Raw genomic sequence first — 26,331 nt, 5'->3', positions numbered from 1 at the left:
AACGCTGAACAACACACGACGTTCAATCAGGAGGCTTGGAGAATGGCAAACAATAAGCAGTACAAAAAAATCGTGATCGCGCTGGCGGGGCTGGCGTGCGCCGGATCGGCGCTCGCACAGAGCAGCGTCACGCTGTACGGCATGATGGACACCGGCATCACTTACGTGAGCAACCAGGGCGGCCATCACAACCTCAAGATGGACGACGGCGTGAACGGCCCGAATCTCTGGGGCTTGCAAGGCACTGAAGACCTCGGCGGCGGTCTGAAGGCATTCTTCCAGCTGACCAACCAGTTCCAGGTCGACAACGGCAGCTTCATGCCGAACAAGAGCCTGTTCAGCCGGACGTCGATCGTGGGTCTGAGCGACGAGCGCTTCGGCAAGCTCGCGCTCGGTAACCAGTACGACTTCATGACGGATGCGCTCTATTTCTCGGGCGACGATCCGGCCGAACTCTCGGGCCACTTCTACGACTTCCGCGCGGGCCCGTTCACGAAGCTCGCGCTGCCGAGCAACGCGACCGGCGCGTTCGACTGGGACCGCATGGCCGGTGAAACGGTCAACAACTCGGTGAAGTACACGTCGGCGGTCTACAACGGCTTCAGCGCGGGCGCGATGTACAGCTTCGGCAACGTGGCGGGTTCGATCGGCACGGGCAACGGCCAGAGCTTCGCGCTGAACTACGCGCAGAAGAACTGGGGCGTGAATGCCGCGTACACGAACCTCAAGTACGTCGTGTCGGGCGAAGGCGATGTGAGCGTGCGCAACTGGGGCGTCGGCGGCCATTTCCGCTTCGGCAACTGGATCACGAACGCGCTGTTCACGACGGTGCACAACTCGTACAACGGCGGCTCGGTCTACGAAGGCTCGGTCGGCGCGCACTACTACTTCACGCCGGCGCTGAGCGCGGGCGCGTCGTATATGTACATGAAGGGCAACGACGTCGTGGATAACAACCACGCGCATCAGGTCGCGGCGATCGTCGACTACGCGCTTTCGAAGCGCACGAGCGTGTACGTGCTCGGCGTGTATCAGCGCGCAAGCTCGGGCGGCTACGCGCAGATCAACGGCATGAACAGCTCCGATGGCGCGTCGAGCGGCCAGACCCAGGCTGTCGCGCGCGTGGGTCTGCATACGAAGTTCTAAGCGCAGCGCAGTTTTTTCGCGTGTGAAGGCCGCGTCTTCCGGAAGGGGGCGCGGCTTTTTGTGGTTGCGCGGCGGGTGGCGTCGATCGTTCGGCATCCTGATCGAATCTTGCCCGATCAATCCCTGCGCGTGGCCGGGTCTTTCTCCCGCACCCGGACGTTCGCGTGAATCATCGGGCGCAGGCATCGCGCGCACAACCGCATTTTCTTCGCGGTCGATCGGCGTGAAGTGGCCGCCGTCGTCATCCTCGGCGACAACCAACTTATTCCCCTGTCCCTATGAAACGCGGACGCACGGCCAGACCGTCGCCGCGCGTCCGCCTGCGCGTTTGACGCCGCTTGCGTGCCGTGTGCGTGTGCCAGGTCTCACGATAGAGCTTGACGGATTATCGTAAGATATATATCTTAAGATATATATTGTCGCGAAAAGCGACATCGCCCAGCGTAGAAAATCGGGCCGAATGACTCAGGTCGGGCGCTGTTTATGCGCCGACTCCGCCATGCAAGCACGCGCGAGCACGACCGCGCACACACGCGCGCTTCCGGCACACCAACCCGAACCTCGCGAGTGCGGCGCCCCGCGTGCGCCGCGCCGCCCAACCGGAGGAACTCCGATGACCGATCACAGCAATCCGGGCAGCAACAGCAGCACCAGCAGCCACAACGTCAACAGCGTCGCCGCGGAACGCACGCCCGAGCGCGTGCGCCATGCGCTCAAGCGCCGTCTGCTACAGGTGGCGCGCGTCGACATGATCACGCCGCATCTGAAGCGCATCACGCTCACGGGCGAAGATCTGCACGACTTCGTGTCGGCGGGTTTCGACGACCACGTGAAGGTGTTCTTTCCCGAGCCCGGCGCGGATCGTCCGGTGCTGCCCGAAGGCGGTCCGGGCACGCCGCCCGCGCCCGGCGAGCCGCGTCCGACGATGCGCGATTACACGCCGCGCCGCTTAGATACCGAGGCGCGCGAACTGGCCATCGACTTCGTGATCCACGAAGCGGGACCGGCCACGGAATGGGCATCGCAGGCGCAGCCGGGTCAGTATCTGGCCGTCGGCGGACCGCGCGGCTCGTTCGTGATTCCGGACGGTTTCGACTGGTACTGGCTGATCGGCGACGAAAGCGCGTTGCCCGCCATCGCCCGCCGTCTCGAAGAATTGCCCGCGGGCGTGCAGGTCGTCGCGACGATCGAAGGCCGCGACGCGCAGGCGCGCTTCGCTTTCGACACGCGCGCGAATGTGCAGGAGCAATGGTGCTACGCGAACGAGCAGGGCGAGAACGCGCTGCTCGACGCCGTGCGCGCGACGCGTCTGCCGGACGGTCAGGGCTACGTGTGGGCGGCGGGCGAGTCGGCGGTGATGCGCGCCGTGCGTCAGCATCTCGCCGAGGAGCGCGCGATCCACAAGTCGCGTATTCGCGCGTCGAGCTACTGGAAGCGCGGCGCGACCGGCGTGCACGAAACGCTCGATGATTGAGCGCTCACTCACGCCGATGGAGACCCCGCCGCGCATGAAAGACACCCGCACGCAGACGAATACCAACCCGCAAACGAGCTCGATGGAGCAGCAGTTGCGCAACGCGGGCCTCAAACCCACGTTGCCGCGCATGGATATCCTGCGCGCGTTCCGCGCGGACGATCGTGCGCACGTCACCGCCGCCGAGCTGTATCTGGAGTTTCAGCGCAGCGGCAATGCCATCGGCATCGCCACCGTGTATCGCGTGCTCGCGGATCTCGAATCGCACGGCATCATCAAGCGCGTGCAGATCGGCAACGGCAAGGCGCGCTTCGAACTGGCGAACACGGGTCGCCATTTTCATATCGTCGATGTGAACGGCGGCGAGATCGTCGAACTCGCCGATCAGGTGCTGCTCGCGCGTCTCGACGAACTGGTGGCGCAAGAGGGCTACCGCATCGTCGATCTGCAACTGAACGTATACGTGCAGCCTGTTTGACGCGATACCGCGGCGGCGCGATCGCTCCGTATCAAATCTTCCTTCGACCGTGACGAACGCGGCACAATAGCGCCATCGCGAGATCTCGCGTCATAAGGAAGGAAGGTCGATGACTGACACGGTCGATTGCGTCGTGATCGGTGCGGGCGTGGTCGGGCTCGCCGTCGCGCGCGCCTGCGCGCAGCAGGGCTGGGAGACCATTCTCGTCGAGGCGGAAAACGCCATCGGTACCGGCACCAGTTCGCGCAACAGCGAGGTGATCCACGCGGGCATTTATTATCCGCAAGGCTCGCTCAAGGCGCGGCTCTGCGTGCAGGGCAAGCAGCAGCTTTACGCGTATTGCGCGGAAAAAGGCGTGCCGCACGAGCGCTGCGGCAAGTTCATCGTCGCCACGCATGACGGGCAACTCGATGCGCTGCGTGCGATCCGCGCGGCAGCCGCCGCCAACGGCGTGGACGATCTGCGCTGGCTCGAACGCGACGCCGCGCTCGCGAAGGAGCCCGCGCTCAATTGCGTGGCGGCGCTCGAATCGCCGTCGACGGGCATCGTCGACAGTCACGCGCTGATGCTCGCGCTGCAAGGCGACTTCGAAGCGGCGGGCGGCATGCTCGCGTTCTGTTCGCCGCTGGCGGGCGGCGTGGCGAAAGCGGGCGAACCCATTTTGCTCAAAGTGGGCGGCGACGAGCCGATGGAACTGCTCGCGAAACGCGTGATCAACTGCGCGGGGCTTTACGCGCAGCAGGTCGCGTCGGCCATCGAGGGCGTGCCGCGCGAGTCGATTCCGGCGGGCCGCTATGCGAAGGGCAATTACTATTCGCTGGCGGGCGCGGCGCCGTTTTCGCGGCTCATCTATCCGATTCCCGAAGCGGGCGGCCTGGGCGTGCATCTGACCATCGACCTCGGTCATCAGGCGCGTTTCGGCCCGGACGTCGAATGGATCGACAGCATCGATTACACCGTCGATCCGCGCCGCGCCGCGAGTTTCTACGCGGCCATCCGCACCTACTGGCCCGCGCTGCCCGACGGCGCGCTGCAGCCGGGCTATGCGGGCATCCGGCCGAAGCTCGCGGATGGCGCGTACGGCGGCGACTTCGTGATTCAGGGCGCGGACGAACATGGCGTGAGCGGGCTCGTCAATCTGTACGGCATCGAGTCGCCGGGACTGACCGCCTCGCTCGCCATCGCCGACGAAGTGATCGCACGGCTACGCGCAGCGGCGTGATAACGTGTCGGGCGCGCGTGCCATGTGTTGATGCGCGCGCGCTTTCATAACAGCAAGCGAACAGTAAGGAGCGAAACGTGGTCTACGAAATGGCGCACATCACGGTGCAGGCGGGCAAGAACGCTGAATTCGAAGCAGGCGTGGCGCAGGCGCTGCCGCTCTTTCATCGCGCGCGCGGCTGCCGGGCGGTCGAGCTTCAGCGCGGCGTGGAAGAGCCGAACCAGTATGTGCTGGCCGTGCAGTGGGAAACCATCGAGGACCACATGGTGCACTTTCGCGAGTCCGACGACTTCCAGGAATGGCGCCGTCTGGTCGGCCCGTTCTTCGAAAAGCCGCCAGTCGTGGGCCACACGGAAGTGGTCGTGAAGTAACTCGTGAAGTAACGCTTGCCGATGTGTCTTTAGCGCGGCAAGCCCTCAAGCTCGCCGCGCGTTCGAAACCGGCTCAAGCCTTGATTTCGAATCCATCCACATAGCCCGCCGGATCGGCGCTATCCCACTTGCGCCCGTCGACGAACACGGGCGCGTCGAATGTTTCCGGCACCGCCACGCCAATCGCGGCCGCCGCTTGCCGGTACAACGCCGTCTGATTGATCGCCGCGGCAAGCTGCCGATAATCGTCGCGTCGCGCCATCATCCCCCAGCGTTCGAACTGCGTGAAGAACCACATTCCTTCGGATTCCAGAGGAATATTCACCGTGCCATCCGAGAAGAACTTCATACGCACGGCATCCGGCAGACCTTCGCCTTCGAGCCGTTCCGCGATCAGCGCGGCATCCACGCCCAGCATCTCGGGCCGCGCGAGCCATTGCGCGATTTCCTTGCGATGCCCCGCGCCGTCGAGCCATCGGCAGGCTTCGAGCATCGTGCTGACGAGCGCGCGCGCGGTATTCGGATAACGCGTGACGAAATCGCGCCGGCAGGCCAGCACTTTCTCCGGATGATCGGGCCAGATTTCGCCGCTGCGGATCACCGTGCGTCCCATGCCGCGACGCTGCGCGAGCGACGGCCAGGGCTCGCCGACGCACAGACCGTCGAGGCGTTCCTCCGCGAGCGCGGCCACCATTTGCGGCGGCGGAATCACCACGCTTTCGATGTCCCTGAGCGGATGCACGCCTTGCGAAGCGAGCCAGTAATACAGCCACATCGCATGCGTGCCGGTCGGAAAGGTCTGCGCGAACACGGGCGTGCGCCCGAGCGTGGCGAGCGCGCGCGGCAGCGTGCCGTGTTCCGCGAGCGCGTCGGCGAGACGGTTCGACAGCGAGATCGCCTGGCCGTTGCGGTTGAGCACCATCAGCGCGGCCATGTCGGTCTGCGGGCCGCCGATGCCGAGCTGCACGCCGTAGACGAGGCCGTAGAGCGAATGCGCGGCGTCGAGCTCGCCGGCGAGCAGCTTGTCGCGCAGCGCGGCCCACGAGGGCTGGCGCGAGAGTTCGAGCGTGAGCCCGTGCGCGTGGCCGAATTCGAGCAGCTTGGCGGCGACCACGGGCGCGGCGTCGGCGAGCGGCACGAAGCCGATCTTCAGATGGGTTTTTTCGGGCGGCGCGGCCGCGCGGGTGGATTCGTTCATGACGTTCGACGCTTCAATCCTGCGACCCGGCGGCGGCCACGATCTGGCGCGCGACCTCGGCGAGCTTCAGGCTCTGGTTCATCGCCCGCTTGCGCAGCAACGCGTACGCGGCGGGCTCGGTCAGCTTCTGTTGTTCCATCAGGAGGCGCTTCGCGCGATCGATCAGCTTGCGTTCGGCGAGTTCGTTTTCGGCCTGCGTGAGACGTTCGCGCAACTGCGCTTCCTGCGCGAAGCGCGCGAGCGCGACTTCGAGGATCGGCGCGATGCGCTCGCCCGCGAGACCTTCGACGAGATACGCGGTCACGCCCGCATGCACGGCCGAACGGATCAGCTGCTGATTCGCGTCGTTGCTGAACATCAGCACGGGGCGCGGCGCGGTGGCGTTCATCACGGCGAGCTGTTCGAGCGTGTCGCGCGAGGGCGATTCGGTATCGATGATGATGACGTCGGGCCGTTCGCGCTCGACCACGCGATGCAGCGCCTGCGGCGTCGCGGGTTCGGCCAGCATGTCGTAGCCGAGCCGCGCGAGCGCGTCGCGCAGATCGCCAATCGGCTTGTCGGTATCGGTTACGAGCAGGACGCGCAGCATGGTGTTTCGTGGGTCGTCGGCATGGTGGGGTCGACGGTTGTCGGTTCTTGTCTGGCAAGCCGCGTCGAGGCGGCTTCGCGCGTCAGTGGGGATTCGCCTCTGTTTCAGCAAGGTGCGTGCCAGTTGCGCTGCGGTGCACAAGAGCGGGATATGAAGCGCGGCGCGATGCGAATGCGCGATCACGGTGCATGAGGTGGCGCACCGCGGTAGTGCGCGCGTCGAGGGTGCACAGATGTGGCGCAGTGACGTGAATCGGCACGCTTCGCTCATTTGCAACTAACAGCCAAGCCGGGGCGGTGTGGGCTAGTGGGCCAATGTCTGCGCTCGCCGAAAAACAAAAAAAGCGGCGCTCAACCTCTGCGCCGCTTCTTTGCGTTCACTTCATCCGCGCGACGGGGTTCAGTCGCGCGATTCAGTCGCCCTCAACCCGCTTTGCGCACGGGCGGAAAGCGCCGCTTCGGGTTGCCGATCGCAATGCGCCGGAAGCGCTCCTTCTTCGTCTCCTCTTCGAAGTGCGACAGCGAGAGCTTCACGAAGTCGCTGCGCGAGACGATGCCGACGAGCCGCATCGACTGACGGTCGCTGACCACGGGCATCCGTTCGAGGCCGTGCACGGCGAGACGCGTCGCGATCTGGCGGCAGGTTTCCTCGGGCAGCGCCACGTCGGGCACGCGTTGCGCGAGCAGCTTGCCGAGCGGTTGATCGAGCGCTTGATCGAGCGCGCCATCCACGCCGCCTGCGCGCAATGCGTCGAGCGCCGCGCGATCGACGACACCGAGCACCACGCCGTCGCGGACCACGGGCCACGCGCGGCGCTTCTGCGTCGGACCGAAATAATGCGTGAGCGCGTCGCGCGCGCTGAGGCTCGCATCGATCGATTCGACGTCGCGAGTCATTACTTCGTCGGCGTAATGACGTTCAAGCGGATCGACGCCGTACTCGCGATAGATGTGATAGCCGCGCCGCGCGATCTTCTCGGTCATGATCGAACGCTTCATCACGACGGTCGCGAAACCGTGCGCGACCAGCGTGGCCGCGAGCAGCGGCAGCAGCGCGTTGGCGTCGTGCGTGAGGCCGAAGGCGAACACGATGGCCGTGAGCGGCGCGCCGAGCGTCGCGCCCAGCGTCGCGGCCATGCACACGAGCGGCCAGAGCGCCGGCTCGTTGCCAGGCAGCACGTGGCCGAGCACCGTGCCGAGCCCCGCGCCGAGCATCAGCAGCGGCGCGAGCACGCCGCCCGAGGTGCCCGAGCCCAGCGCGACCACCCACATGATCGCCTTGACGACCAGCAGCGCCACGGCCACTTGCACGACGATATGCTGATGCAGCAGATCGCCGATCACGTCGTAACCGACGCCGAGCGCGCGCGGCTCGATGAAGCCGCCGATGCCCACGACGAGACCGCCGATCGCGGGCCACCACGACCAGTGCAGCGGCAGGCGGCCGAACAGGTCCTCGACCTTGTAGAGCGCGGCGGAAAGCCCCGAGGCGAGCGCGCCGGACAAAAGGCCCGCGATCACGCACGAGAACAGCGCGACCGCTTGCGGCGGACTCGTCTGGAGTGCGAACAACGGTTCGGTGCCGAAGAACACGACGCGCGTGAATCCGGCCACGGCGCACGCGAGCGCGACCGGCAGGAAACTGCGCGGACGCCATTCGAACAGCAGCAGCTCGACCGCGAGCAGCACGGCGGCGACCGGCGTGCCGAACACCGCCGTCATGCCCGCGGCCGCCCCCGCCACGAGCAGCGTCTTGCGCTCGGCGGAGGTGACGCGCACGCATTGCGCGACGAGCGAACCGAGCGCGCCGCCCGTCATGATGATCGGACCTTCCGCGCCGAACGGCCCGCCGCTGCCGATCACGATGCCCGACGACAGCGGCTTGAGCACGGCCACTTTCGGCGACATGCGGCTCTTGCCGAACAGGATCGCTTCGATGGCTTCGGGAATGCCGTGGCCGCGAATCTTCTCGGAGCCGAAGCGCGCCATCATCCCGACGATCAACCCGCCCACCACCGGCACGACGATCACCCACGCGCCGAGCGTGTTGAGCGCGGGCGAGCGGTCGGCGAACGAAAGCTGGCCGAAGAAGAACAGGTTCGTGAACCCGTGGATCAGGCTCAGCAGCACGAAGGCGGCGAGCGTGGCCAGCGCGCCGATCACCGCGGCGAGCGCGCTGATGCCGGGCAGCCGCGCGTTCGTCGAAAAGTCGCGCTTGTGGGAGTCGTCGGAATGCATGGTCGTCAGAGATCGATTTGCGGAATGGTGAACCGGCCGTCGAGCGTACGCAGCTCGGCGCGATGGAGTTCGGCGAGGCGCGCGAGCAGCGCCTCGCCCGCGGGCAGCAGATGGACTTCCACCTGACGGCGATCGCGCTCGCTCACGCGCCGCTCGACCAGCTCGATCGCCTCGCAGCGCGACACCAGCGCCACCGCGCCGTGATGCTGCGCCTGCAAACGTTCGGCCAGCTCGCCGATGGTCGCCCATTCGCGGCCCGGATAGCCCTTGATATGCAGCAGCAACAGATATTGCAGCGGCGTGATGCCCTCGTTTTGCGCCGCTTGTTCCGAGAAGCGCTCGAAGCGCCGCATCTGGTAGCGGAACTCGGAGAGCTGTTCGAAATCGGTTTTGGCCAGGTCGCGGGTGCGGTGCTTCATCGGGTATCCGTGTGATGACGTTGCGTGGTGCGAATATATCACAACATGATATTTATGATCGAACGAGGCCATAAAACAAGGCCTCGCGTGCATCCGTATCGCGGGGTCAGGCGCTTTCTGGTTGCAGCGGACTGGCCTGGCGATGCAGACCGGAAATCAGGTCGGCCTGCGTGACGATGCCGACGAGCCTTCGCTGGGCGTCGACCACGGGGACGTGATGGTGTCCGCGCCCCGCGAACAGGCCGAGCAGCTCGACGATCGGCGTGGTCGCCGCCACGGTGCGCACGTGCGTCGACATCAGCATGGCGACTTCGAGGCTGTTCGCGTGCGGGCGCAGCGTGGGCAGGATCGCGTAGAGCAGCACGCGCAGCGGATGCAGTTCGGCGCCGTCGTCGGCGAGGTCGGCGCGCGTGACGATGCCCTTCACGTGCTGCTGCGCATCGATCACGGGCAGCGCCTTGACGTCGTGCTGTTTGAGCAGCGTGCGCGCGGCTTCGACGGTCGTTGAGGGCGTGATGCTCACCACGTTGCGCGACATGACGTCGGCGCACGTGAGTTCGCCGAAGCTGCGGGCGTAGGCGCGGATTTCGGTTTCGCGCAGCAGCGCTTCGAGATCGTCGGTGTCGATGTCGAGCAGTTCGTTACGCTCGCGCAGCACGGCTTCGAGATCGGCGCGCGAGATCTTGCCCGCGACGCCGCCGGCAGCGGACACGGGCGGCGCGGTGCCCGCATCGCCCGCATCGCCCGCGGCGGGCTGCGCCGGTTTTGCGGCGGGCGCGGCGTGCGGATAGCGGTGGCCGGTGGCGGCGTGATAGACGAGCGCGGCGGCGAGCAGCATGACCGATTGCAGCGCGACCGGTTCGAACACGAATTCGTAGCCGAGCGCGCGCACGGCGGGGCCGCCGAGCACGGCCGTGAGCGCGACCGCGCCCGAAGGCGGATGCACGCAGCGCAGCGTGAACATCGCGCAGATCGCCACGCCGACGGCCACGGCGGCCGCCATCACCGGATCGGGGATCAGCAGCGCGGCCGTCACGCCCACCGTGGCCGACACGAGATTGCCGCCGATGATCGACCACGGCTGCGCGAGCGGGCTGGCGGGCACGCCGAACAGCAGCACGGCGGAGGCGCCCATCGGCGCGATCAGATACGGAATGCTCGATGCGTTGCCGAGCAGATGATGCGACAGCGCGCCCGTGAAGCCGATGCCGATCAGCGCGCCGACGCCCGAGCGCAGGCGCTCGCGCCAGCGCAGCGTGTTGGGGTTGGGCGCGAAGCGCGCCAGCCAGCGGAGCAATCTGTAGCGGAACACGGTCGTCATGGCGATCGAGGGGCGGAACGGGCGTCCGGCCGGACGCAGGCTTTCAGAAGTCGGCGATTATATCGCAACGTGATATATATCGTGGGGACCGGTTATTCCCCTTGTGCTGATAGGGCAATTCATCGGATCAAAGCGTTGCCTGGCGAATCGATCAGGAATTCCAACTAAATGGCCGATAAAAAAACGCCGACGCGCAGTGAGCGCGCCGGCGTTTTTATGTGCAGCGGTGCAGGCCGATCAGCGGACGATCAGGCGGCGGGACGTTGCGTCGACGCCATCGGCGGCGGGTTGCCCGGTCGTCCGTTCTGCGGACGGTGGCCGTGGTCGTGGCCGTGGTCATTACCGGCCTGACGGTTTTGCGCCGGAGCGTGATGCGACGCGTTGCGATTTTGCGCTGCGGACACATTGGGCGCAGTCGGCCGATGCCCGGCGTGCTGAGGCGCCGGCGCATGCGCGGGCGGGCGCGGCTGATACGCCGCCTGACGCGCCATCGGACGGCCATGCGGCGTCATTTCCACGTGCACGCGATGCGCGGGCGGTTCGCCGTGCGGCGGCGGTGGCGGCACGAACGCGTTCTGCATCGGCAGATGGCCGTCGTGATGCGCCATCACGTTGCGCAGTTCCGCGCGGCGGTGAATGACCTCGCCGCGCAGATCGCCGCGTCCGTAATAGTGTCGATGACGATGGCCGTCGGAGCCGACGAACCAGATATAGGTCGCGCCGCCGGTGTACACCACGTCGCGGTCGGCCACGACCGACACGTAGGCGTCGTGCGGCTCCGGCACGTAGACCGGCGCGGCTGCCACGACCGGCGGCGGCGGCGCGACGACGGCGACGGGCCGGGCGGGCGTCGCGGCGACGCGCGTGTCGGTGAAGCAGCCGCTGAGCAGCAGGACGCCTGCGAGCGGCACGAATGGCACGAGCGCGCCGAGCGAGGCCATGCGGCGCAGCGGGGGGAAGGCAGTGAGGACGCGCGTTTTGCCGTTCAAACGTTGCTCCGGTGTGGGATGGTTGAAAGCTCATCCGGTTAACGGCAACTTTGAACGGCGTCTTGAGGGTGAAAGGGCGCGCGGGCTGCGCCGTCAAGGCGCCTTGCTGCCCTCGATCTCGCGCAGGATCTCGTCGAACGGCGCGGGCTTGACGAGGTGGCGGTCGAAACCGGCTTCGGTGGTCGCCTGGCGGTCGCGTTCCTGGCCGTAGCCGGTCAGCGCGATCAGTTGCGCGTGCGCCGTCGCGGGCTGCGCGCGCAGCGCCTTGGCGAGCGCGTGGCCGTCCATGCCGGGCAAGCCGATGTCGAGAATCGCCACGTGCGGCAGGAAGCTTTGCGCGATCGCGAGCGCGGTCGGCCCGTCATGCGCGACGCGCACATCGTGGCCTTCGAGTTCGAGCAGCATCAGCAGCGAGGTGGCGGAATCGACGTTGTCGTCGGCGATCAGCACGCGGCGCTTCGAAGTCGTCGTTTCGGTATCCGAAGCAGGGGCGATGGCGACCGGCGGTGCGGCGTCGGGCGCGACGCTCAAGGGCAGGCGCACTTCGAATTCGGAGCCGTGGCCGACGCCCTGGGAATGTGCGGCGACCGAGCCGCCGTGCAGTTCCGCCAGTTCGCGCACGAGCGCGAGACCGATGCCGAGGCCGCCGTCGGCGCGTTTGAGTGCTTCGCGTGATTGCATGAAGAGTTCGAAGACATAAGGGAGTTCGTCGGGAGCGATGCCGATGCCATTGTCGCGTACGCGGATCGCCACGTCGCGCGCGCCCGCGTCGAGCCGCAGGCCGATCTCGCCGCCCTCGGCCGTGTATTTCGCGGAATTCGACAGCAGATTGCTGATGATCTGCGCCACGCGGATGCCGTCGCCGACGATATGAATCGGCCCCGGCGTCATCTCGACGCTGAGCCGCTGCTGCTTCGAATCGAGGAACGGGCGGCTCGTTTCCACCGCGATTTCCACGATCTGGCGCAGGTCGAGCGTGCTCATCTGCAAGGCGATCTTGCCGTGCGAAATGCGCGAGACGTCGAGCAGGTCGTCGACGAGACGGCCCAGATGCTCGACCTGACGGCTCGCGATCAGACGCGCGTCGGCGCGTCCGGTGTCGCTCGCGCCGTGACGCGGATCGAGCAGTTCGATGGCGTTGCGGATCGGCGCGAGCGGGTTGCGCAGTTCGTGCGCGAGCGTGGCGAGGAAGCGGTCCTTGCGGCGGTCGGCGTCGCGCAGCGCCTTTTCGGCGGCGTACAGGCGCAACAGCGCGCGCACGTTCGCGACCAGTTCGGCGGGCTCGACCGGCTCGGTCAGATAGCTGTCGGCGCCACCGTCGAGCGCGCGAATCTTGTCGCGCGCCTGCACGGCCGCCGCCGAAGTTTGCAGCACGAGCGTGGAGTTCGTGAGCGGATCGCTCTTGATCAGGCGGCAGACTTCAATGCCGCTGATGTCGGGCAGCTTCACGTCGAGCAGCACGAGCGCGGGTTCGTGCTCGCGCACGGCGTCGAGCGCGGCCTGGCCGGTGGCGGCTTCGATCACGTCGAAACCCACGTGGCGCAGCACGCGCGATTTCACGTAGCGCGCGCCTTCGTTGTCGTCGACGTTGAGGATCAAGGTGGCGGCGGGCGTCATGATGCGCCGTCTCCGGAGGTGGCGCGCTCGGCGGGCGCTTCGCTTTGAGCTTCGCTTTGAGCTTCGGTCGGAGCGGACGGTGCGCCGTCGTGTGCCGCTTCGCCGGTATCGAGCTGCACCGGCACGCTCACATAAAACGTCGAGCCGACGCCCGGTTCGCTTTCCACGCCCACTTCGCCGCCGAGCAGCGCGGCGAGCTTGCGGCACAGCGGCAGGCCGAGGCCCGTGCCCTTGACGCGTTGCTGCAGGCGGTTCTCCACCTGGCCGAATTCCTCGAAGACGATCTGATGATGCTCGGGCGCGATGCCGATGCCGGTATCGGCGACGAAAAACGTCATGCGCTCGCCGTCCGCTTCGAGCTGTCCGCCCACGCGGATCTGGCCGCGTTCGGTGTACTTGAGTGCGTTTGACACGAAGTTGCGCAGGATCTGCGTGAGCTTCGGCTCGTCGGTGTAAAGGCGCGGCAGCTGCGCCGTGGACGCGAATTCGAGCGAGACGAGCGGCGTGGTGAGAAGCGGCATGAGCATGGTGCGCAGCGCGCCGAACAGATCGGCGGGATCGAACCAGGCGGGCGACACCACGGTCTTGCCCGCTTCGATCTTGGCGAGGTCGAGCAGGTCGTCGACGGTCTCGCCAAGCGTTTCCGCCGACGAAAGAATCAGCTTGACCTGGCGATCCTGTTCCTCGCTCAGATCGCCGTCGAGCCGGTTCAGCAGCAGGTTGGCGAGCGCGCGGATCGAGCTGAGCGGCGTGCGCAGTTCGTGGCTCATGTTGGAGAGAAAGCGCGTTTTCATCATGTCGGCGCGGCGCAGTTCTTCGGCGCGCTCGTCGAGTTCGGCATAGAGCGCGACGACGCCGCGATTGGTCGCTTCGAGTTCCTGCGTGAGACGCGCGAGTTCGTCCTGGCGCTCGCGCAGTTCGTCGAGCGTGGCGACGAGTTCGCGGTTCTGCTGACGCATTTCTTCTAGCGAATCGGATTGCAGCGCCTGCGGTTCGCCCGCGCTCACGCCGCGCACGATGCGTTCGAGTTCGGCGCCGCGCAGCGCGGGACGCTCGGTCGGCAGGGAGCGCGCCATCGTGACGGTCGTGCCGCGCGACGTCGAGTCGATTTCGAAGCGGTCCATCAGGCGGCGGCTGCCGACGATGCCGAGCCCCGTGCCGCCGGGCGAGCGATAGGTGCCGTCGAGCACGGACTCGATTTCGCGCACGCCTTCGCCGCGATCGCGCACGACGATCTCGAAGGCTTGCGGCGTGCTCGTGCTGTCGAAGGCGAACAGCGCCTCGCCGCCGCCTGCGTAGTCGACGGCGTTGCGCGCGATCTCCGAGACGGCGCTCGCGATGCGCGTCTGGTCGAGCGGCGAAAAGCCGAAGCCGGCCGCAAGCTCGCGCGCGCGCCGGCGCGCGGCGACGACGTCCTGGGCGGCCTCAAGCCGGATGCGCAACAGTGGCGTGTTCATGATTCAACTGTACTCCCGGCTGCGCCTTGACGACGACGACGGTGGCGTCGTCGTTGCGGCGCGAGAAGTCGCGATAAAGCACGGCGGCGATCACCACGGCGGGCTGATGCGCGAGGCCCGGCCACGCGGCCATATCCCAGCGCGTGCCCACGCCGTCCGAATGCAGGATCAGCATGCCGCTCGCGCGCCATGCGAACTCGAATTCCTGGGTGCCGCGCATCGTATGACCGACGATGCCGTTGCGCGAGACGAGCTGATAGCTGTCGCGCGCCGCGCTCGCGAATCCGGCGGCGGCGCCCATGACAGCAGTTTCCGTGCCGCGCGTCCCGGCGCTGGGCGCGCTGGCAGGATTGGCCGATGCGCGCGGCGAGCCGGGGCCGCTCATGACGGGTTTGTCGCTGCCGAATGCCGCCGCCGAAATATTGCCGGTGCCGCAAAAACTGACCATCGAGCGCGCGAGGTCGAAGCGCGCGAGCGCGAGCGCCGCGCCGCGCGTCGGGCGCAGGGCGGCGTCGGCGAGCGCCATCAGCGCGGCGGGCGCGAGGCCGGCGCGGCGGCGCAGCGTGTCGAGCGCGGCGGTGGCGGCCACGTGCGCTTCGGCACCGTGACCGAGGCCGTCGGCGACCGCGACCGTGAAACCGTGCTGGTCGGCTTGCGCGCGCCAGCCGTCGCCGCAGACTTCCTCGCCCGGATAGGGCACGCACACGCCGCCGATCTCGGGACCGGAGAGCGGCGCGGCGCACGTCGCGCCTTGCGCCACCAGCGCGCGCAGCACGGTGCCGTGGCCCGGCTGCGACCACAGCGCGAACTGGTCCGAGAGCCGCTGGATGGCGCCGAGCCCGTTGCCCGGCGTGCCGGCGGTCGAATGGCCGTCGGCGAGCGCCGCGCGCACGTCGCTCATGCCGGGGCCGCTGTCGAGCGCGATCAGCTCCACGCCGTTGTCGAGCGCGCGCACCAGCAGTTCGCCGTGACCCGCGTGCTTGAGGATATTGGTGGCCGCTTCCGTGAGCACGATCGCGAGCCGTCCGGCGCGCGTGGCGTCGAGGCCGGCGAGTTGCGCGGCCTGAGCCGCGCCGCGGCGCGCGAACGCCACGCCGCTTGCGTCGCCGATCTCAAAGGAGCGATGCGTGCCTCCGGCCATGCCGGAGGCGCCGTCTAGCGTACTTTCCATTTCGTGATGGTGACGGTCGTGCCGTTGCCGGGCGACGAGTCGATTTTGAATTCGTCGCACAGGCGGCGCGAGCCGCCAAGTCCCAGGCCGAGGCCGTTGCCGCTCGTGAAGCCGTCCTGCAGCGCGCGGTCGATATCGGCGATGCCGGGGCCGCGGTCCATGAACGTCAGCCGCAGGCCCACGCGCACGCCGGCCGTCAGCACTTCCACGCGCGCGTCGCCGCCGCCGCCGTGCTGGAGCGTGTTGCGCGCGAGCTCGCTGGCCGCCGTCACGAACTTGGTCTGTTCGATCAGCGAAAAGCCGTGAGCGATCGCCTGATCGCGCACGATCTGGCGCAGCCGGACGATTTCCTCGTCCGAGCGCAGGCTCACTTCAGCCACGGTCTGTTCGCTCGCGCCGGTGCCGTTCATGTCGAAAGCAAACGCCATGCTAGACGCGACGCTGCTTGAGCAGCGCCATGCCCTTTTCCACGTTCAGGGCGGTGCGCACGCCGTCGAGCGTGAGCCCCAGTTCGACCAGCGTGATCGCCACCGACGGCTGCATGCCGACCACCACGGTCTGCGCGTCGAGCACCATCGCCATCGCGGCGGTGTTGCTGATCATGCGGCCGATGAAGGAATCGACCACGTCGAGCGTGGAGATATCGATCAGCACGCCCTTGGCCGAGTCCTTGACGATGCGCGCCGTGAGGTCGTCCTGCAGCGCCATCGCGAGACGGTCGTGCATGTCCACCTGGATCGTGACGATCAGACAGTCGCCCATGCGCAGAATCGGAATGCGGTCCATCGCGCGTCCTCGTATCTATCAGTGCGCGCGCGCCCGTGCGCTCGCGGCGGTCGTGGCGCCCACGCGGTTCGCGTGATTCAAACGGCGGCCTTCGGCGTGACGATGGTCGAGCCGGTGCGTTGCAGCGCGACCGTGAAGGCGTCGGCGAGCGTGGATTTGGTGGTGACGTTGCTCAGATCGACGCCCAGATGCACGATGGTCTGCGCAATCTGCGGACGGATGCCGCTGATGATGCAGTCCGCGCCCATCAGGCGCGCGGCGGCGACGGTCTTGAGCAGATGCTGGGCGACCAGCGTGTCGACGGTCGGCACGCCGGTGATGTCGATGATCGCGAGACTCGCACCGGTATCGACGATCTTCTGCAACAGGCTCTCCATCACCACCTGGGTGCGCGCCGAATCGAGCGTGCCGATCAGCGGCAACGCGAGAATGCCTTCCCACAGCTGCACGACGGGCGTGGAGAGTTCGAGCAGTTCTTCCTGCTGGCGCGCGATGATCGCCTCGCGGCTCTTCTGGAAGGCTTCGGTGGTGTAGAGGCCGAGGCCGTCGAGCAGCAGATTGACCGACCAGCTCAGATCGGCGAGTTCGGCGGGCTCGCCCGCGAACGCCTCGCGCAGCCTGGCGTAGACCGGTTGCTTGAGCGAGAACACGAAGGTCGCGGTCTCGACCGGCGTGTAGCCCTGGCGCGCGCGGTGCGCGGACATGTCGGCGAGAAAGGCGCGCACCGGCTCCCATTCGGGACGCGAGGCGTCGAGCGTGTCGGCGCGCGAGAGCGTGTCGAGAAAAACGTTGAGGAAGGCGGAGAACTGCTCGCGGATTTCGGCTTCCATCGCCAGACCGCGGCGCAGGGCGATCGGCAGATGCAGGCGGATCCAGTCGGCCAGCAGGGCGTCGCGATGCTGATTCAGGACGTCCGCGAGGCGGCTCCGATCGGGCGTGGTCATACGATCTCTCCTCTCGTTTTCGGCGGTCTCATTTTCGAGACGAACCGCTGCACCTTACACCATCCACGAGATTGAAGCTATTACGCATCCGGAAAAAGGTTCGCGATCGCAAGCGCCTCGATACGTGCCGCAGCGCACCTTCGCGACACGCCGGGCGTGCTGTAATCACGGGGTTTTTCGCTTTTTCACGCCATGCTTGTAGTTTTTACAGTGTCGGGGTGTAACGGCGACGAGGAAGCGGGCGCGCGGCTTCCGTGCGGTGCCGCACACAGGGCGGACGAAGCCGCTTTTCAGCGCTTCGCGGCGGCTCGCGCGCGACCCGATTCGGGCTGGTACGGACATTGCTCCTTATAGCCCGCCACACACAAAAACGAGGAGAGGGGTGCAACATGAAGATCGATCCCGTTTCACGACAGGAATCGACGCCGGGGAGTCTTGCGAGCGGAACGGCAGGGGCCGTGTTTTCCGCATCGGGACTGCCGGACGCGCAATCCGGGGAAGTTCAGGGAGAAGACAGTGTTTCGGGCGGCGTGCTGTCACGTGTGCTGTCACGCCTGTCATGGTGTGTCGCCTGGCTGTTCGGGCTCGAGGCGTTTTTCGCCGAGCCCACGGCGCAAGGCTGGCCGGGCGGCCGGGAGCAGGGTAGTGAGGGGAGGAAGCGCGATTGAGTTGTCGATAAGCGCGCAAACAGGGCCGGCGCGGCGTCAGTCGCGCCGGTCGTCACATGCGGCCACGATCGATCAGTTTTTATCGACTCTGGTCACGCCGGACAGATGCCGACAGATGCTTTCCACCACGGGGAAACATCTGTAACAAGTTTTCTTCATATGTAACGTAACGTAACAGCGCGCCCCGGATCACGCGCGGCGTTGCGTTACGCTTGCGCACTTCCGCTCTGCAACGCGCTGCTCCGGTTCGCGTTGAGCCGATTTCGTCACCGCCGCGTCGACCGCGGATTTCATCCCGCTTGCCTGCCGTCGCGCGCCCGCTCGCTGCCCGCGTCGCGGCCGCTCCGGCGGCGACGCTTTAGACTGGACGCCAGCGGCCCACGCGCCGCCAACGTGTCGCCAACGCGCGGTTTGGTCGCCGCGCGCCCCCGGGCAGCGTCGCGCACCGGCCCGCTTCCCACGATCGAGACGGACGAGATATCGAATGAAGAAGCTCCTTTTGCTTGTCACGCTGTTTGCCTGCGGGTTCGGCGGCTTCGCCACGGCCGCGCGCGCCGCGCAGGGCGTCGACCAGTCGGACCCGCAGGCGCTCATCAAGACGGCGACCCAGCAGGTGCTCGACGAAGTCCGCTCGCAGTCGATCGCTCCGGGCGATATCGCGCGCATTCGCGACATCGTCGATCGCGACATCCTGCCGTACGTCGATTTCCGCCGCACCACGCGGCTCGCGATGGGGCCGCACTGGCGCACCGCCACGCCCGCGCAGCAGCAACAGGTGATGGACCAGTTCCAGCTCCTGCTGATTCACCTGTACGCGGGCGCGCTCGCGCAGCTCAAGCCCGACCAGCAGATCGAGTATCAGCCGATGCGCAATGCGCCCGGCGACACCGACGTGGTCGTGCGCACGCTCGCGCAGACGAGCGGCAAGCCCGTCGAGATCGATTACCGGCTCTACAAGACGCCGCAGGGCTGGCGGCTCTACGATCTGAATGTGCTGGGCGCGTGGCTGATCCAGACCTATCGCGCGCAGTTCAACGAGAAGATCCAGCAGGGCGGCGTGGACGGGCTGATCCAGTTCCTCAGCTCGCGCAATCAGGAACTGCAGGCGGGCAAGCCCTGATGTTGCGTACCGCGTTTGCGCGCCGCGGCCGTGTCGAACTGCGCGCCGTCGTCGGCATGCGTTACGCTCACGTCCCGGCGCACGTTCTGCCCGGATGCGCCCGATGACCGCGAAGTATTTGCCAACCCGCGCCAACCCGCGCCAACCCGCCCAAGCCCGCGCGGCTACGATGAAAACCAGACGGGCGCTGCTGCCGCCCGATCCCTTACCGCAACGCTGACCGCATCGCCATGAATTATCCGCAGCCGCCCGACGCGTCGTCTCGCCGACCGTCCGATTCCGCTTCCGACGGTCCGCATGCCGGTTCCGACGGCGCCTCCGAGCGCCTGTCCGACGACGGGTCCGGCCGTCCGTATGTCATGCCCTGGCAGGTGCCGCATCCCGGTTCCGCCGCGGGCCGCCGCAACCGCGTGTTCCCGCCGAGCACGCCCACCATCCACACGCTCGCCTCGGTCATTACCGGCGTGGCGGTAGTCTGCGCACTGTACTTCGGCCGCGCGGTGCTGATTCCGATCACGCTCTCGGTGCTGCTGAGCTTTCTGCTCGCGCCGCTCGTCAACACGCTGCGGCGCGTGCGTCTGCCCGAATTCCTCTCGATCCTGATCGCCGTGCTCGCCACGGTGCTCGCGCTGGCGGGCGTGAGCGCGCTGATCGGCGCGCAGATCGTGCAGCTTGCCGCCGACCTGCCGCAGTATCAGGAAGAGATCGAGCAGAAAGTGCAGACGGTGCAGGAAAAAACCGTCGGCCGCGCCGATTCGCTGATGACGCGCGCCGCCGTCGCGCTGCAACGCGTGACGCCCACGCCGCCGCCCGCGCCGCCGCAGCCGCGCGGGCGCGCCGCGCGCAACCAGCCGCAGCAGCCGATGCCGGTGGAAGTGCACACGCCCGCGCCGACGCCGCTGCAACTCGCGCAGCGCGCGTTCTCGCCGGTGATCGCGCCGCTGGAGACCGGCTTCATCGTGCTCGTGGTGACGATCTTCATCCTGCTGCAGCGCGAGGATCTGCGCGACCGCCTGATCAGCGTGTTCGGTTCCGACGACCTGCACCGCACGACCACCGCCATCAACGACGCCTCCGAGCGCCTGTCACGCTACTTCGTCGCGCAACTGGGCGTGAACGTTTCGGTGGGCGCGGTGCTGGCGATCGGGCTGGCGGGCATCGGCGTGCCGGGTGCGCTGCTGTTCGGCGCGCTCGCGGCGCTGCTGCGTTTCGTGCCGTACATCGGCATCTGGATCGCCGCCGTGCTCGCCACGCTGCTCGCGGCCGCCATCCAGCCGCAATGGACGATGGCGGTGTGGACGCTGATTTTCTTCATCGTCGTCGATGTCGTGGCGGGCCAGTTCGCCGAGCCGATGCTCTACGGCCGCCGCTCGGGACTCTCGCCGCTCGCGGTGGTGGTGGCGGCGATTTTCTGGAGCTGGCTGTGGGGGCCGATCGGGCTCGTGCTCTCGACGCCGCTGACGCTGTGCATCGTCACGCTCGGCCGTTACGTGGATCGTTTGAACTTTTTGACCATCCTGCTCGGCGATCAGCCCGCGCTGACGCCCGCGCAGACCTGCTATCAACGTCTGCTCGCCGACGATCCGCACGAAGCGCTGCTGCAGGCCGACCGGCTGCTCAACGAGATGCCGCTGATCGACTATTACGAGCAGGTCGTGTTCGAGGGCTTGCGCTTTGCGCGCAACGACGTGCTGCGCGGCGTGCTCCCCGCCGAGCAGATCGCGCGCATCAATCAGGCGCTGCTCGATATCGTCGAGGACCTCGAATCCGTCGACGATTCGCGCCATACGCGCAATGGCAACGGCAACGGACATGGAAGCAACGGCGGGCGCAAACAGGACGCAACCGAGCTGACGCCGGAGCTGCGCGCAGAGATTCCCGACGACGGCCGCGCGCTGCTCTGCGTGCCGGGGCGCGGCGCATTCGACGACGTCGCGGTGGCGGTCGTCTGCCAGTTGCTCGGGCGCGCGAAGATTCCCAGCACGGCGACCACTTACGAGGAAGTGCGCGCCACGCGCGCGGGCATGGTGGATGCGCAGACGGCAGCGATCTGCGTGGTGTCGCTCGATGCCGCGGAGTCGCCGCCGTACCTTCGCAACCTGGTGCGGCGGCTGCGCGAGCGTGCGCCCGATGCGTCCATCGTCGTCGGTGTGCGCGCCGTGCGCAGGGACGAAGGCATGAGCATTGCCGATGACGCCCGCACGCAACTCGCACCGACGCTGCGCGATCTGGTGGATGCGTGCGGCGTGGCGCTCGCCCAGCGGCAAGGCTGAGCGGCGCACGGATCGACGCGGCGGCGAACTCGACGGCCTGATCGACGGCGGCGACGAATGTGGCGCGAACGTTGCGATGACTGTGACAAAGATTGTGACAGTCACGCGCGCGTCACACATTCCCCCGATCATAAGCGGCCCTGCGCCCCTGGTTGCATTCCAGCGGTGCCGATCAAGGAGAGGAGAAGTGCTAAGCCCCCACGAGTTTGCCACGTTGATGCTGATCCGCCACGCGCCGGAGCAGATCGATATGAACCGCCACGAACTCGATATTCTGTTCGAGCGTCAGCTCGTCGCGCTCGAACAGCGCGCCGAAGGCATGCGCCGTCTGTCGCTCACGTCCGCCGGCCGCTCGCTGCTCGAAGCACTCGGCCGCGCCGAACCGCGCTTCGCGCCGTACGAAGAGTCCGGCAGCTACGACGCGCATTGATGCGCATGTCCGGATCGATGCATTGAGCACGCGGCGAACTTCGTTCGTCGTTCGAAATGTCCCTGCGGTTTGCTTCGCTTCAGTTAGCGCTCGATTCTTCCCGCAGCCACCACCCGGGCACGCAAAAAAAAGCGCCGACGGATTTCCCGCGGCGCTGAATACTTCGACTCTGCATGGTCCCTGAATGAACGGGGACAGGGTATGGCACGCGGCGCCGGACCGGCAAGTCGGTCGAGCCGCCGCCGCGCTCCATGAACGGATTAACGGATGAGCCCGCGATTCGGTGCATCAGGACAAACCCGTCCTTGTGCAGGGAATCGCGGCGCGCCGTATTTATTCTGCAACGCTGAACGTTTCCCGCTTAGCGGCGGTCGGTCCAGACCGTCTGCACATTGCAGAACTCGTGCATGCCGAAGCTCGACAGCTCGCGTCCGAAACCGCTCTTCTTCACGCCGCCGACCGTCACGCGCGGGTCCGTCGCCACGTCGCCGTTGATGAACACCGCGCCGGTTTCGATCTGTGCGGCCATCGCGTCCGCGCGCTCGAGATCGCGGGTCCAGATCGTGCCGCCCAGACCGAACTCGCTGTCGTTCGCCATCTCGACGGCGTGCTGCGCATCGCGCGCGACGATGATCGAGGCGACCGGCCCGAACAGCTCCTCGCGGAACGACGTCATGCCCGGCTGCACGTCGGCGATCACCGTCGGCTCGTAGTAGTTGCCCGGGCCTTCGACCTTGTGGCCGCCCAGCACGAGACGCGCGCCTTCGGCGAGCGTGCGCTCGACCTGGCCGTGCAGTTCGTCGCGCAGATCGTAGCGCGCCATCGGACCGATGAAATTCGCCTCGTCGCGCGGCGAACCCATGCGCAGCGCCTTCACGGCGGCGACGAAACGCGCCTCGAATTCGGCGGCCACCGGCGCTTCGACGATCAGACGCTTGGCCGCGAGGCAGACCTGCCCCGTGTTGCCGAAGCGGCCCAGCACGGCGGAGCGCACGGCATCGTCGAGATCGGCGTCGGCGAGCACGATGAAGGCGTCCGAGCCGCCCAGTTCCAGCACGCACTTCTTGAGCGCCGCGCCCGCGAGCTGGGCGATGGCCGCGCCCGCGCGCACGCTGCCGGTTACGGCCACGGCGGCGATGCGCGTGTCGGCGATCACGGGCGCGACGTCTTCGGGCGGCAGGTTCAGCACTTCGAACGCGCCGGCGGGCAGGTCGGTGGCGGCGAGCGCGTCGCGCAGCAAATAGGCGCTGCCCATCACGTTGGGCGCGTGCTTGAGGACGTAGGTGTTGCCCGCGAGCAGCATGCTCACCGCGCCGCGCAGCACTTGCCAGATCGGGAAATTCCACGGCATCACCGCGAGAATCGGGCCGAGCGGACGGAATTCCTGACGCGCCGTGCCTTGCAGCACCGGCACGGAAGTCGGCGCGAGCATGGCCGGGCCGTTTTCCGCGTACCACTCGCAGAGCGCCGCGCACTTCTCGACTTCGCCGCGCGCCTGGGCGACGGGCTTGCCCATTTCGTCGGCCATCATCAGTGCGAATTCGGTCTTGCGCTCGCGCAGCACGCGGGCGAGTTGCACGAGCACGTTCGCGCGCTGTGCCACGGGCGTGTCGCGCCAGACGCGCGCGGCGGCGGCGGTGCGCGCGAGCGCCGCCTCGACGGCCTCGCGGTTGTCGAACGCGTGGCGGGCGATGACTTCGCCGGTCGCGGGGTTGAGCGAGACGGCGTGTTCCGTGCGGGTTGCTGCGGTCATGGTGGGCTCCTTGAGGGGGTGATTGCCTGCAAGGATACGGGCTGGTAATGCTCAGCGAAAGTGAATAATATTGAACAAATTGTTCTCTCGGAGCGAATGCATGGAACTGGCTCAATTGCAGATTTTCAGGGAAATCGCCGACGCGGGCAGCGTGCAGGCCGCCGCGCAGCGCCTGCATCGCGTGCCGTCGAACCTCACCACGCGGCTGCGCCAGCTCGAAGAGGAACTGGGCGCCGAACTGTTTATCCGCGAGAAGATGCGGCTGCGGCTCTCCGCGACGGGCGCGGCGTTTCTCGAGTACGCGCGCCGCATTCTCGATCTCGTCGACGAGGCGAAGCTCTCCGTGGCCGGCGACGAGCCGCGCGGGGCGTTGCCGCTGGGCTCGCTGGAGAGCACGGCGGCCGTGCATATTCCGCCGGTGCTGGCGGCGTTTCACCGCCGTTATGCCGACGTGACGCTCGATCTTTCGACGGGCCCGTCGGGCGAACTGATCGATCGCGTGATTGAGGGCGAACTGGCGGCGACGTTCGTGGACGGGCCGGTCGCGCATCCCGCGCTCACGGGCGTGCCCGTTTTCGACGACGAACTGATCCTGATTTCAGCCGCGAACCGCGCGCCGATCAAACGTGCGCGCGATGTGAACGGCGCGAATCTCTATGCGTTCCGCTCGAACTGCTCGTACCGGCGCACTTTCGAGCGCTGGTTCGAGGAAGACGGCGCGGCGCCGGGGCGCATCTTCGAATTGGAGTCGTATCACGGCATGCTCGCGTGCGTGTCGGCGGGCGCGGGGCTCGCGCTCATGCCCGCGAGCTTGCTGGAGAGCCTGCCGAATCGCAGCGCCGTGAAGGCGCACCGCCTGCCGGCGGCGTATCGCAAGGTGAAGATCTATCTGGTCTGGCGGCGCGATTTGCGCTCGCCGGCCGTGCAGCGGCTCATCGAGATGCTGGAGGCGCAGCGCAAGGCGGGCACGCAGCCCGAGGAGGCGGAACGCGCGCTGGCTTCAAGCTCGGGCGGATGCGCCGCGTGGCGTCAACGTCAGCCGTGCTTGGGCGGCAAAGGCTGGTCAAGCCCCGGTTCGGTGGGCGCGGGAACGGCGTCGCCGAACGGCCTCGGCAGCTCGGCGGGCGGCGCGTCTTGCGCGGGGGCGGGTTCGGGCGTTGGGTCCGGCGTGTCGCCGGGTGCGGGCTGATCGCCTTTCGGCGGCAGCGGCTGATCGAGACCCGGCTCGGTGGGCGCGGGTATGGCGTCGCCGATGGGTTTGGGCAGATCGGTGGGGGGCGCGTCGGCGTGCTCGTAGTCTTGCGTGCTCATTGTCTGTCTCCCCGAAGCGGGTGATCGTCCCCGAGAATCCGCAGAGAACGTGCCACCTTCGGCCAGCCGGGCGGATCGGCGGATTGCAAACGCTGCGGCGCGCTCGAAAACGGTAAGCGCTGCGCGCCCGCTTGAAAAATCTGCGCGCGCAGGGCGATCTGGGTCCGGCTTGCTCCGATCCGATATAGTGTCGGCGCGTGGTGTTCCCGCGCCGTGTTCCTGGCCGTAGCGCCTGCCTTCCCGAAATCGAATCCCCATGCAAATTCTCGTCGATGCCGACGCCTGTCCCGCCGTCGTGAAGGACATCCTGTTTCGTGCGGCGCGCCGTGTCGAAATGAACGTGACGCTGGTCGCGAATCAGTATCTGCGCACGCCGCCGTCGCCGTTTATCCGCTCGATTCAGGTGCCTGCCGGTTTCGACGTGGCCGACCAGCGCATCGTCGAGATGGCCGAACCGGGCGATCTGGTGATCACGGCGGACATTCCGCTCGCGGCGGCGGTGCTGGACAAGGGCGCACGCGCGCTCGATCCGCGCGGTAGCTGGTTCACGGCTGAGAATATTCGCGAGCGGCTGACGGTGCGCGACGCGATGGAGCAGTTGCGCAGCGCCGGGATCGACACCGGTGGTCCGGCGCCGTATGCGCTGCGTGACAGCCGGACCTTTGCGGGCCAGCTGGATCGATTTCTCGCGACGGTCGCCACGCCGAAGCGCGGGACGTCATGAATCGATCTGAAGAATGCCGCCGATACTGACGGCACAAACGCAACGTGCCCGCGCCGCGCGATACCAGAAGGTATGCGGGTGAGCGGGCACACGCTGACGACGACCTCGCCCGGGCAATCGCGCCGGGCAGGGCCGTGTGCTACTGCTGGCTAACTGCTTAGCGGCGGCGAGCTTGCGCCGGACGCGGGCCACCGCCCGATGCGTCCTTGTGGCGGAAGTTGATGCGGCCCTTCGTCAGGTCGTAGACCGACAATTCGAGCGTGACGCGGTCGCCCGCGATGATGCGAATGTGGTTCTTGCGCATGCGGCCCGACGCGTAAGCGTTCACGACCACGCCGTTTTCCAGCGTGACGCGATACTTGCTGTCCGGCAGCACTTCGTCGACGACGCCGTCGAGTTCAAGCAGTTCTTCCTTCGCCAAATCCATTCCTCCTGAAATACACAATGCCGCGCTCGAGCGGAGCGCGCTGAGATGCCCTGTGCGAACGCCGTCGGCTCGCTGCGGTTCTTGGCCCGGCTGCCCTGCGCCCGCGATGCTCGCGGACGAACTGTACAGAAGCGCTCGGAAACCGGCAACGGCGAGGCTCACGGCCGCCAAAAGTCAGGCGATCCCGCACCGCGACTCGCGTCCGC

General features: G+C 67.2%; 25 protein-coding genes. 11 read left to right on the top strand and 14 right to left on the bottom strand.

From position 1 onward, the window contains the following. Nucleotides 1-42 precede the first annotated feature (42 nt). The 5 genes from BMY06_RS12245 (at nt 43) to BMY06_RS12225 (ending at nt 4,691) form a co-directional block, all read left to right on the top strand. Nucleotides 43-1,146: a porin gene (locus tag BMY06_RS12245; RefSeq protein ID WP_065064830.1), complete on the top strand. Its 1,104-nt coding sequence runs from the start codon at nt 43-45 to the stop codon at nt 1,144-1,146. A 613-nt stretch (nt 1,147-1,759) separates the two neighbouring features. After that, entirely contained in the window at nt 1,760-2,620 is an 861-nt protein-coding gene (locus BMY06_RS12240; protein WP_080180242.1) for a siderophore-interacting protein, read from the top strand. A gap of 34 nt (nt 2,621-2,654) precedes the next feature. Then, a complete protein-coding gene (locus tag BMY06_RS12235; RefSeq protein ID WP_161495538.1) occupies nt 2,655-3,098 on the top strand; it encodes a Fur family transcriptional regulator in 444 nt (147 codons plus the stop codon). Nucleotides 3,099-3,207: 109 nt separating this feature from the next. After that, the gene (locus BMY06_RS12230) at nt 3,208-4,320 is read left to right on the top strand and encodes an NAD(P)/FAD-dependent oxidoreductase (RefSeq protein WP_074983331.1); all 1,113 of its coding nucleotides are present in this window, start codon (nt 3,208-3,210) and stop codon (nt 4,318-4,320) included. Nucleotides 4,321-4,397: 77 nt separating this feature from the next. Further along, nucleotides 4,398-4,691: an antibiotic biosynthesis monooxygenase family protein gene (locus BMY06_RS12225; protein ID WP_074983329.1), complete on the top strand. Its 294-nt coding sequence runs from the start codon at nt 4,398-4,400 to the stop codon at nt 4,689-4,691. Between the two features lie 73 nt (nt 4,692-4,764). Here the strand turns inward: BMY06_RS12225 and BMY06_RS12220 are convergent, their stop codons facing one another. The 12 genes from BMY06_RS12220 to BMY06_RS12165 form a co-directional block, all read right to left on the bottom strand. Next, on the bottom strand, nt 4,765-5,889 hold the full coding sequence (locus BMY06_RS12220; protein ID WP_065064825.1) for a CmpA/NrtA family ABC transporter substrate-binding protein: 1,125 nt from the start codon (nt 5,887-5,889) through the stop codon (nt 4,765-4,767). 13 nt (nt 5,890-5,902) lie between these two features. Continuing rightward, nucleotides 5,903-6,478, bottom strand: coding sequence for an ANTAR domain-containing response regulator (locus tag BMY06_RS12215; RefSeq protein ID WP_065064822.1), 576 nt, complete (start codon nt 6,476-6,478; stop codon nt 5,903-5,905). Between the two features lie 422 nt (nt 6,479-6,900). Beyond that, nucleotides 6,901-8,715: a chloride channel protein gene (locus tag BMY06_RS12210; protein ID WP_074983327.1), complete on the bottom strand. Its 1,815-nt coding sequence runs from the start codon at nt 8,713-8,715 to the stop codon at nt 6,901-6,903. A gap of 5 nt (nt 8,716-8,720) precedes the next feature. Further along, nucleotides 8,721-9,134 (bottom strand): MarR family winged helix-turn-helix transcriptional regulator, encoded by a 414-nt coding sequence (locus tag BMY06_RS12205; RefSeq protein ID WP_065064818.1) that lies wholly within the window; start codon nt 9,132-9,134, stop codon nt 8,721-8,723. A 106-nt stretch (nt 9,135-9,240) separates the two neighbouring features. After that, the gene (locus BMY06_RS12200) at nt 9,241-10,455 is read right to left on the bottom strand and encodes an HPP family protein (RefSeq protein ID WP_080180244.1); all 1,215 of its coding nucleotides are present in this window, start codon (nt 10,453-10,455) and stop codon (nt 9,241-9,243) included. A 248-nt stretch (nt 10,456-10,703) separates the two neighbouring features. Beyond that, the gene (locus BMY06_RS12195; protein WP_065064814.1) at nt 10,704-11,444 is read right to left on the bottom strand and encodes a hypothetical protein; all 741 of its coding nucleotides are present in this window, start codon (nt 11,442-11,444) and stop codon (nt 10,704-10,706) included. Between the two features lie 93 nt (nt 11,445-11,537). Then, entirely contained in the window at nt 11,538-13,061 is a 1,524-nt protein-coding gene (locus BMY06_RS12190) for a response regulator (RefSeq protein WP_074983323.1), read from the bottom strand. After that, on the bottom strand, nt 13,058-14,518 hold the full coding sequence (locus tag BMY06_RS12185; RefSeq protein WP_074983322.1) for an ATP-binding protein: 1,461 nt from the start codon (nt 14,516-14,518) through the stop codon (nt 13,058-13,060). The genes BMY06_RS12190 and BMY06_RS12185 overlap by 4 nt, the downstream gene beginning before the upstream one ends. Continuing rightward, nucleotides 14,487-15,689 (bottom strand): ATP-binding protein, encoded by a 1,203-nt coding sequence (locus BMY06_RS12180; RefSeq protein ID WP_074983320.1) that lies wholly within the window; start codon nt 15,687-15,689, stop codon nt 14,487-14,489. Before BMY06_RS12180 ends, BMY06_RS12185 begins: the two co-directional genes overlap by 32 nt. Further along, entirely contained in the window at nt 15,674-16,099 is a 426-nt protein-coding gene (locus BMY06_RS12175) for an anti-sigma regulatory factor (RefSeq protein WP_074983395.1), read from the bottom strand. The genes BMY06_RS12180 and BMY06_RS12175 overlap by 16 nt, the downstream gene beginning before the upstream one ends. Nucleotides 16,100-16,118: 19 nt before the next feature. Further along, nucleotides 16,119-16,475, bottom strand: coding sequence for an STAS domain-containing protein (locus BMY06_RS12170; RefSeq protein WP_065064807.1), 357 nt, complete (start codon nt 16,473-16,475; stop codon nt 16,119-16,121). A gap of 77 nt (nt 16,476-16,552) precedes the next feature. After that, the gene (locus BMY06_RS12165) at nt 16,553-17,419 is read right to left on the bottom strand and encodes an STAS domain-containing protein (protein WP_074983318.1); all 867 of its coding nucleotides are present in this window, start codon (nt 17,417-17,419) and stop codon (nt 16,553-16,555) included. 389 nt (nt 17,420-17,808) lie between these two features. Between BMY06_RS12165 and BMY06_RS38605 the strand changes: the two genes are divergently transcribed. The 4 genes from BMY06_RS38605 (at nt 17,809) to BMY06_RS12150 (ending at nt 21,910) form a co-directional block, all read left to right on the top strand. Beyond that, the gene (locus tag BMY06_RS38605; protein WP_124263152.1) at nt 17,809-18,087 is read left to right on the top strand and encodes a hypothetical protein; all 279 of its coding nucleotides are present in this window, start codon (nt 17,809-17,811) and stop codon (nt 18,085-18,087) included. Nucleotides 18,088-18,571: 484 nt separating this feature from the next. After that, nucleotides 18,572-19,207, top strand: coding sequence for an MlaC/ttg2D family ABC transporter substrate-binding protein (locus tag BMY06_RS12160; RefSeq protein ID WP_065064803.1), 636 nt, complete (start codon nt 18,572-18,574; stop codon nt 19,205-19,207). A 359-nt stretch (nt 19,208-19,566) separates the two neighbouring features. Then, complete coding sequence (locus tag BMY06_RS12155) at nt 19,567-21,480, top strand: AI-2E family transporter (protein WP_074983394.1); 1,914 nt, start codon at nt 19,567-19,569, stop codon at nt 21,478-21,480. Nucleotides 21,481-21,667: 187 nt separating this feature from the next. Beyond that, entirely contained in the window at nt 21,668-21,910 is a 243-nt protein-coding gene (locus BMY06_RS12150) for a hypothetical protein (protein ID WP_074983317.1), read from the top strand. A gap of 361 nt (nt 21,911-22,271) precedes the next feature. Here the strand turns inward: BMY06_RS12150 and BMY06_RS12145 are convergent, their stop codons facing one another. After that, complete coding sequence (locus tag BMY06_RS12145; RefSeq protein WP_074983315.1) at nt 22,272-23,663, bottom strand: aldehyde dehydrogenase family protein; 1,392 nt, start codon at nt 23,661-23,663, stop codon at nt 22,272-22,274. Nucleotides 23,664-23,763: 100 nt separating this feature from the next. Between BMY06_RS12145 and ptrR the strand changes: the two genes are divergently transcribed. Both ptrR and BMY06_RS12135 read left to right on the top strand, forming a co-directional pair. Next, the gene (gene ptrR / locus BMY06_RS12140) at nt 23,764-24,852 is read left to right on the top strand and encodes a putrescine utilization regulator PtrR (protein WP_074983313.1); all 1,089 of its coding nucleotides are present in this window, start codon (nt 23,764-23,766) and stop codon (nt 24,850-24,852) included. Between the two features lie 378 nt (nt 24,853-25,230). After that, nucleotides 25,231-25,698 carry a YaiI/YqxD family protein gene (locus tag BMY06_RS12135; RefSeq protein WP_074983312.1) on the top strand — a complete coding sequence of 156 codons (468 nt, stop codon included), beginning with the start codon at nt 25,231-25,233 and terminating at the stop codon, nt 25,696-25,698. A 157-nt stretch (nt 25,699-25,855) separates the two neighbouring features. Here the strand turns inward: BMY06_RS12135 and infA are convergent, their stop codons facing one another. Further along, the gene (infA, locus tag BMY06_RS12130; protein ID WP_065064888.1) at nt 25,856-26,119 is read right to left on the bottom strand and encodes a translation initiation factor IF-1; all 264 of its coding nucleotides are present in this window, start codon (nt 26,117-26,119) and stop codon (nt 25,856-25,858) included. Between the last annotated feature and the right edge of the window lie 212 nt (nt 26,120-26,331).

Source organism: Paraburkholderia tropica (assembly GCF_900109265.1).
Taxonomy (GTDB): Bacteria; Pseudomonadota; Gammaproteobacteria; order Burkholderiales; family Burkholderiaceae; genus Paraburkholderia; species Paraburkholderia tropica.
This window is presented reverse-complemented; position numbering and strand designations above follow the sequence as displayed.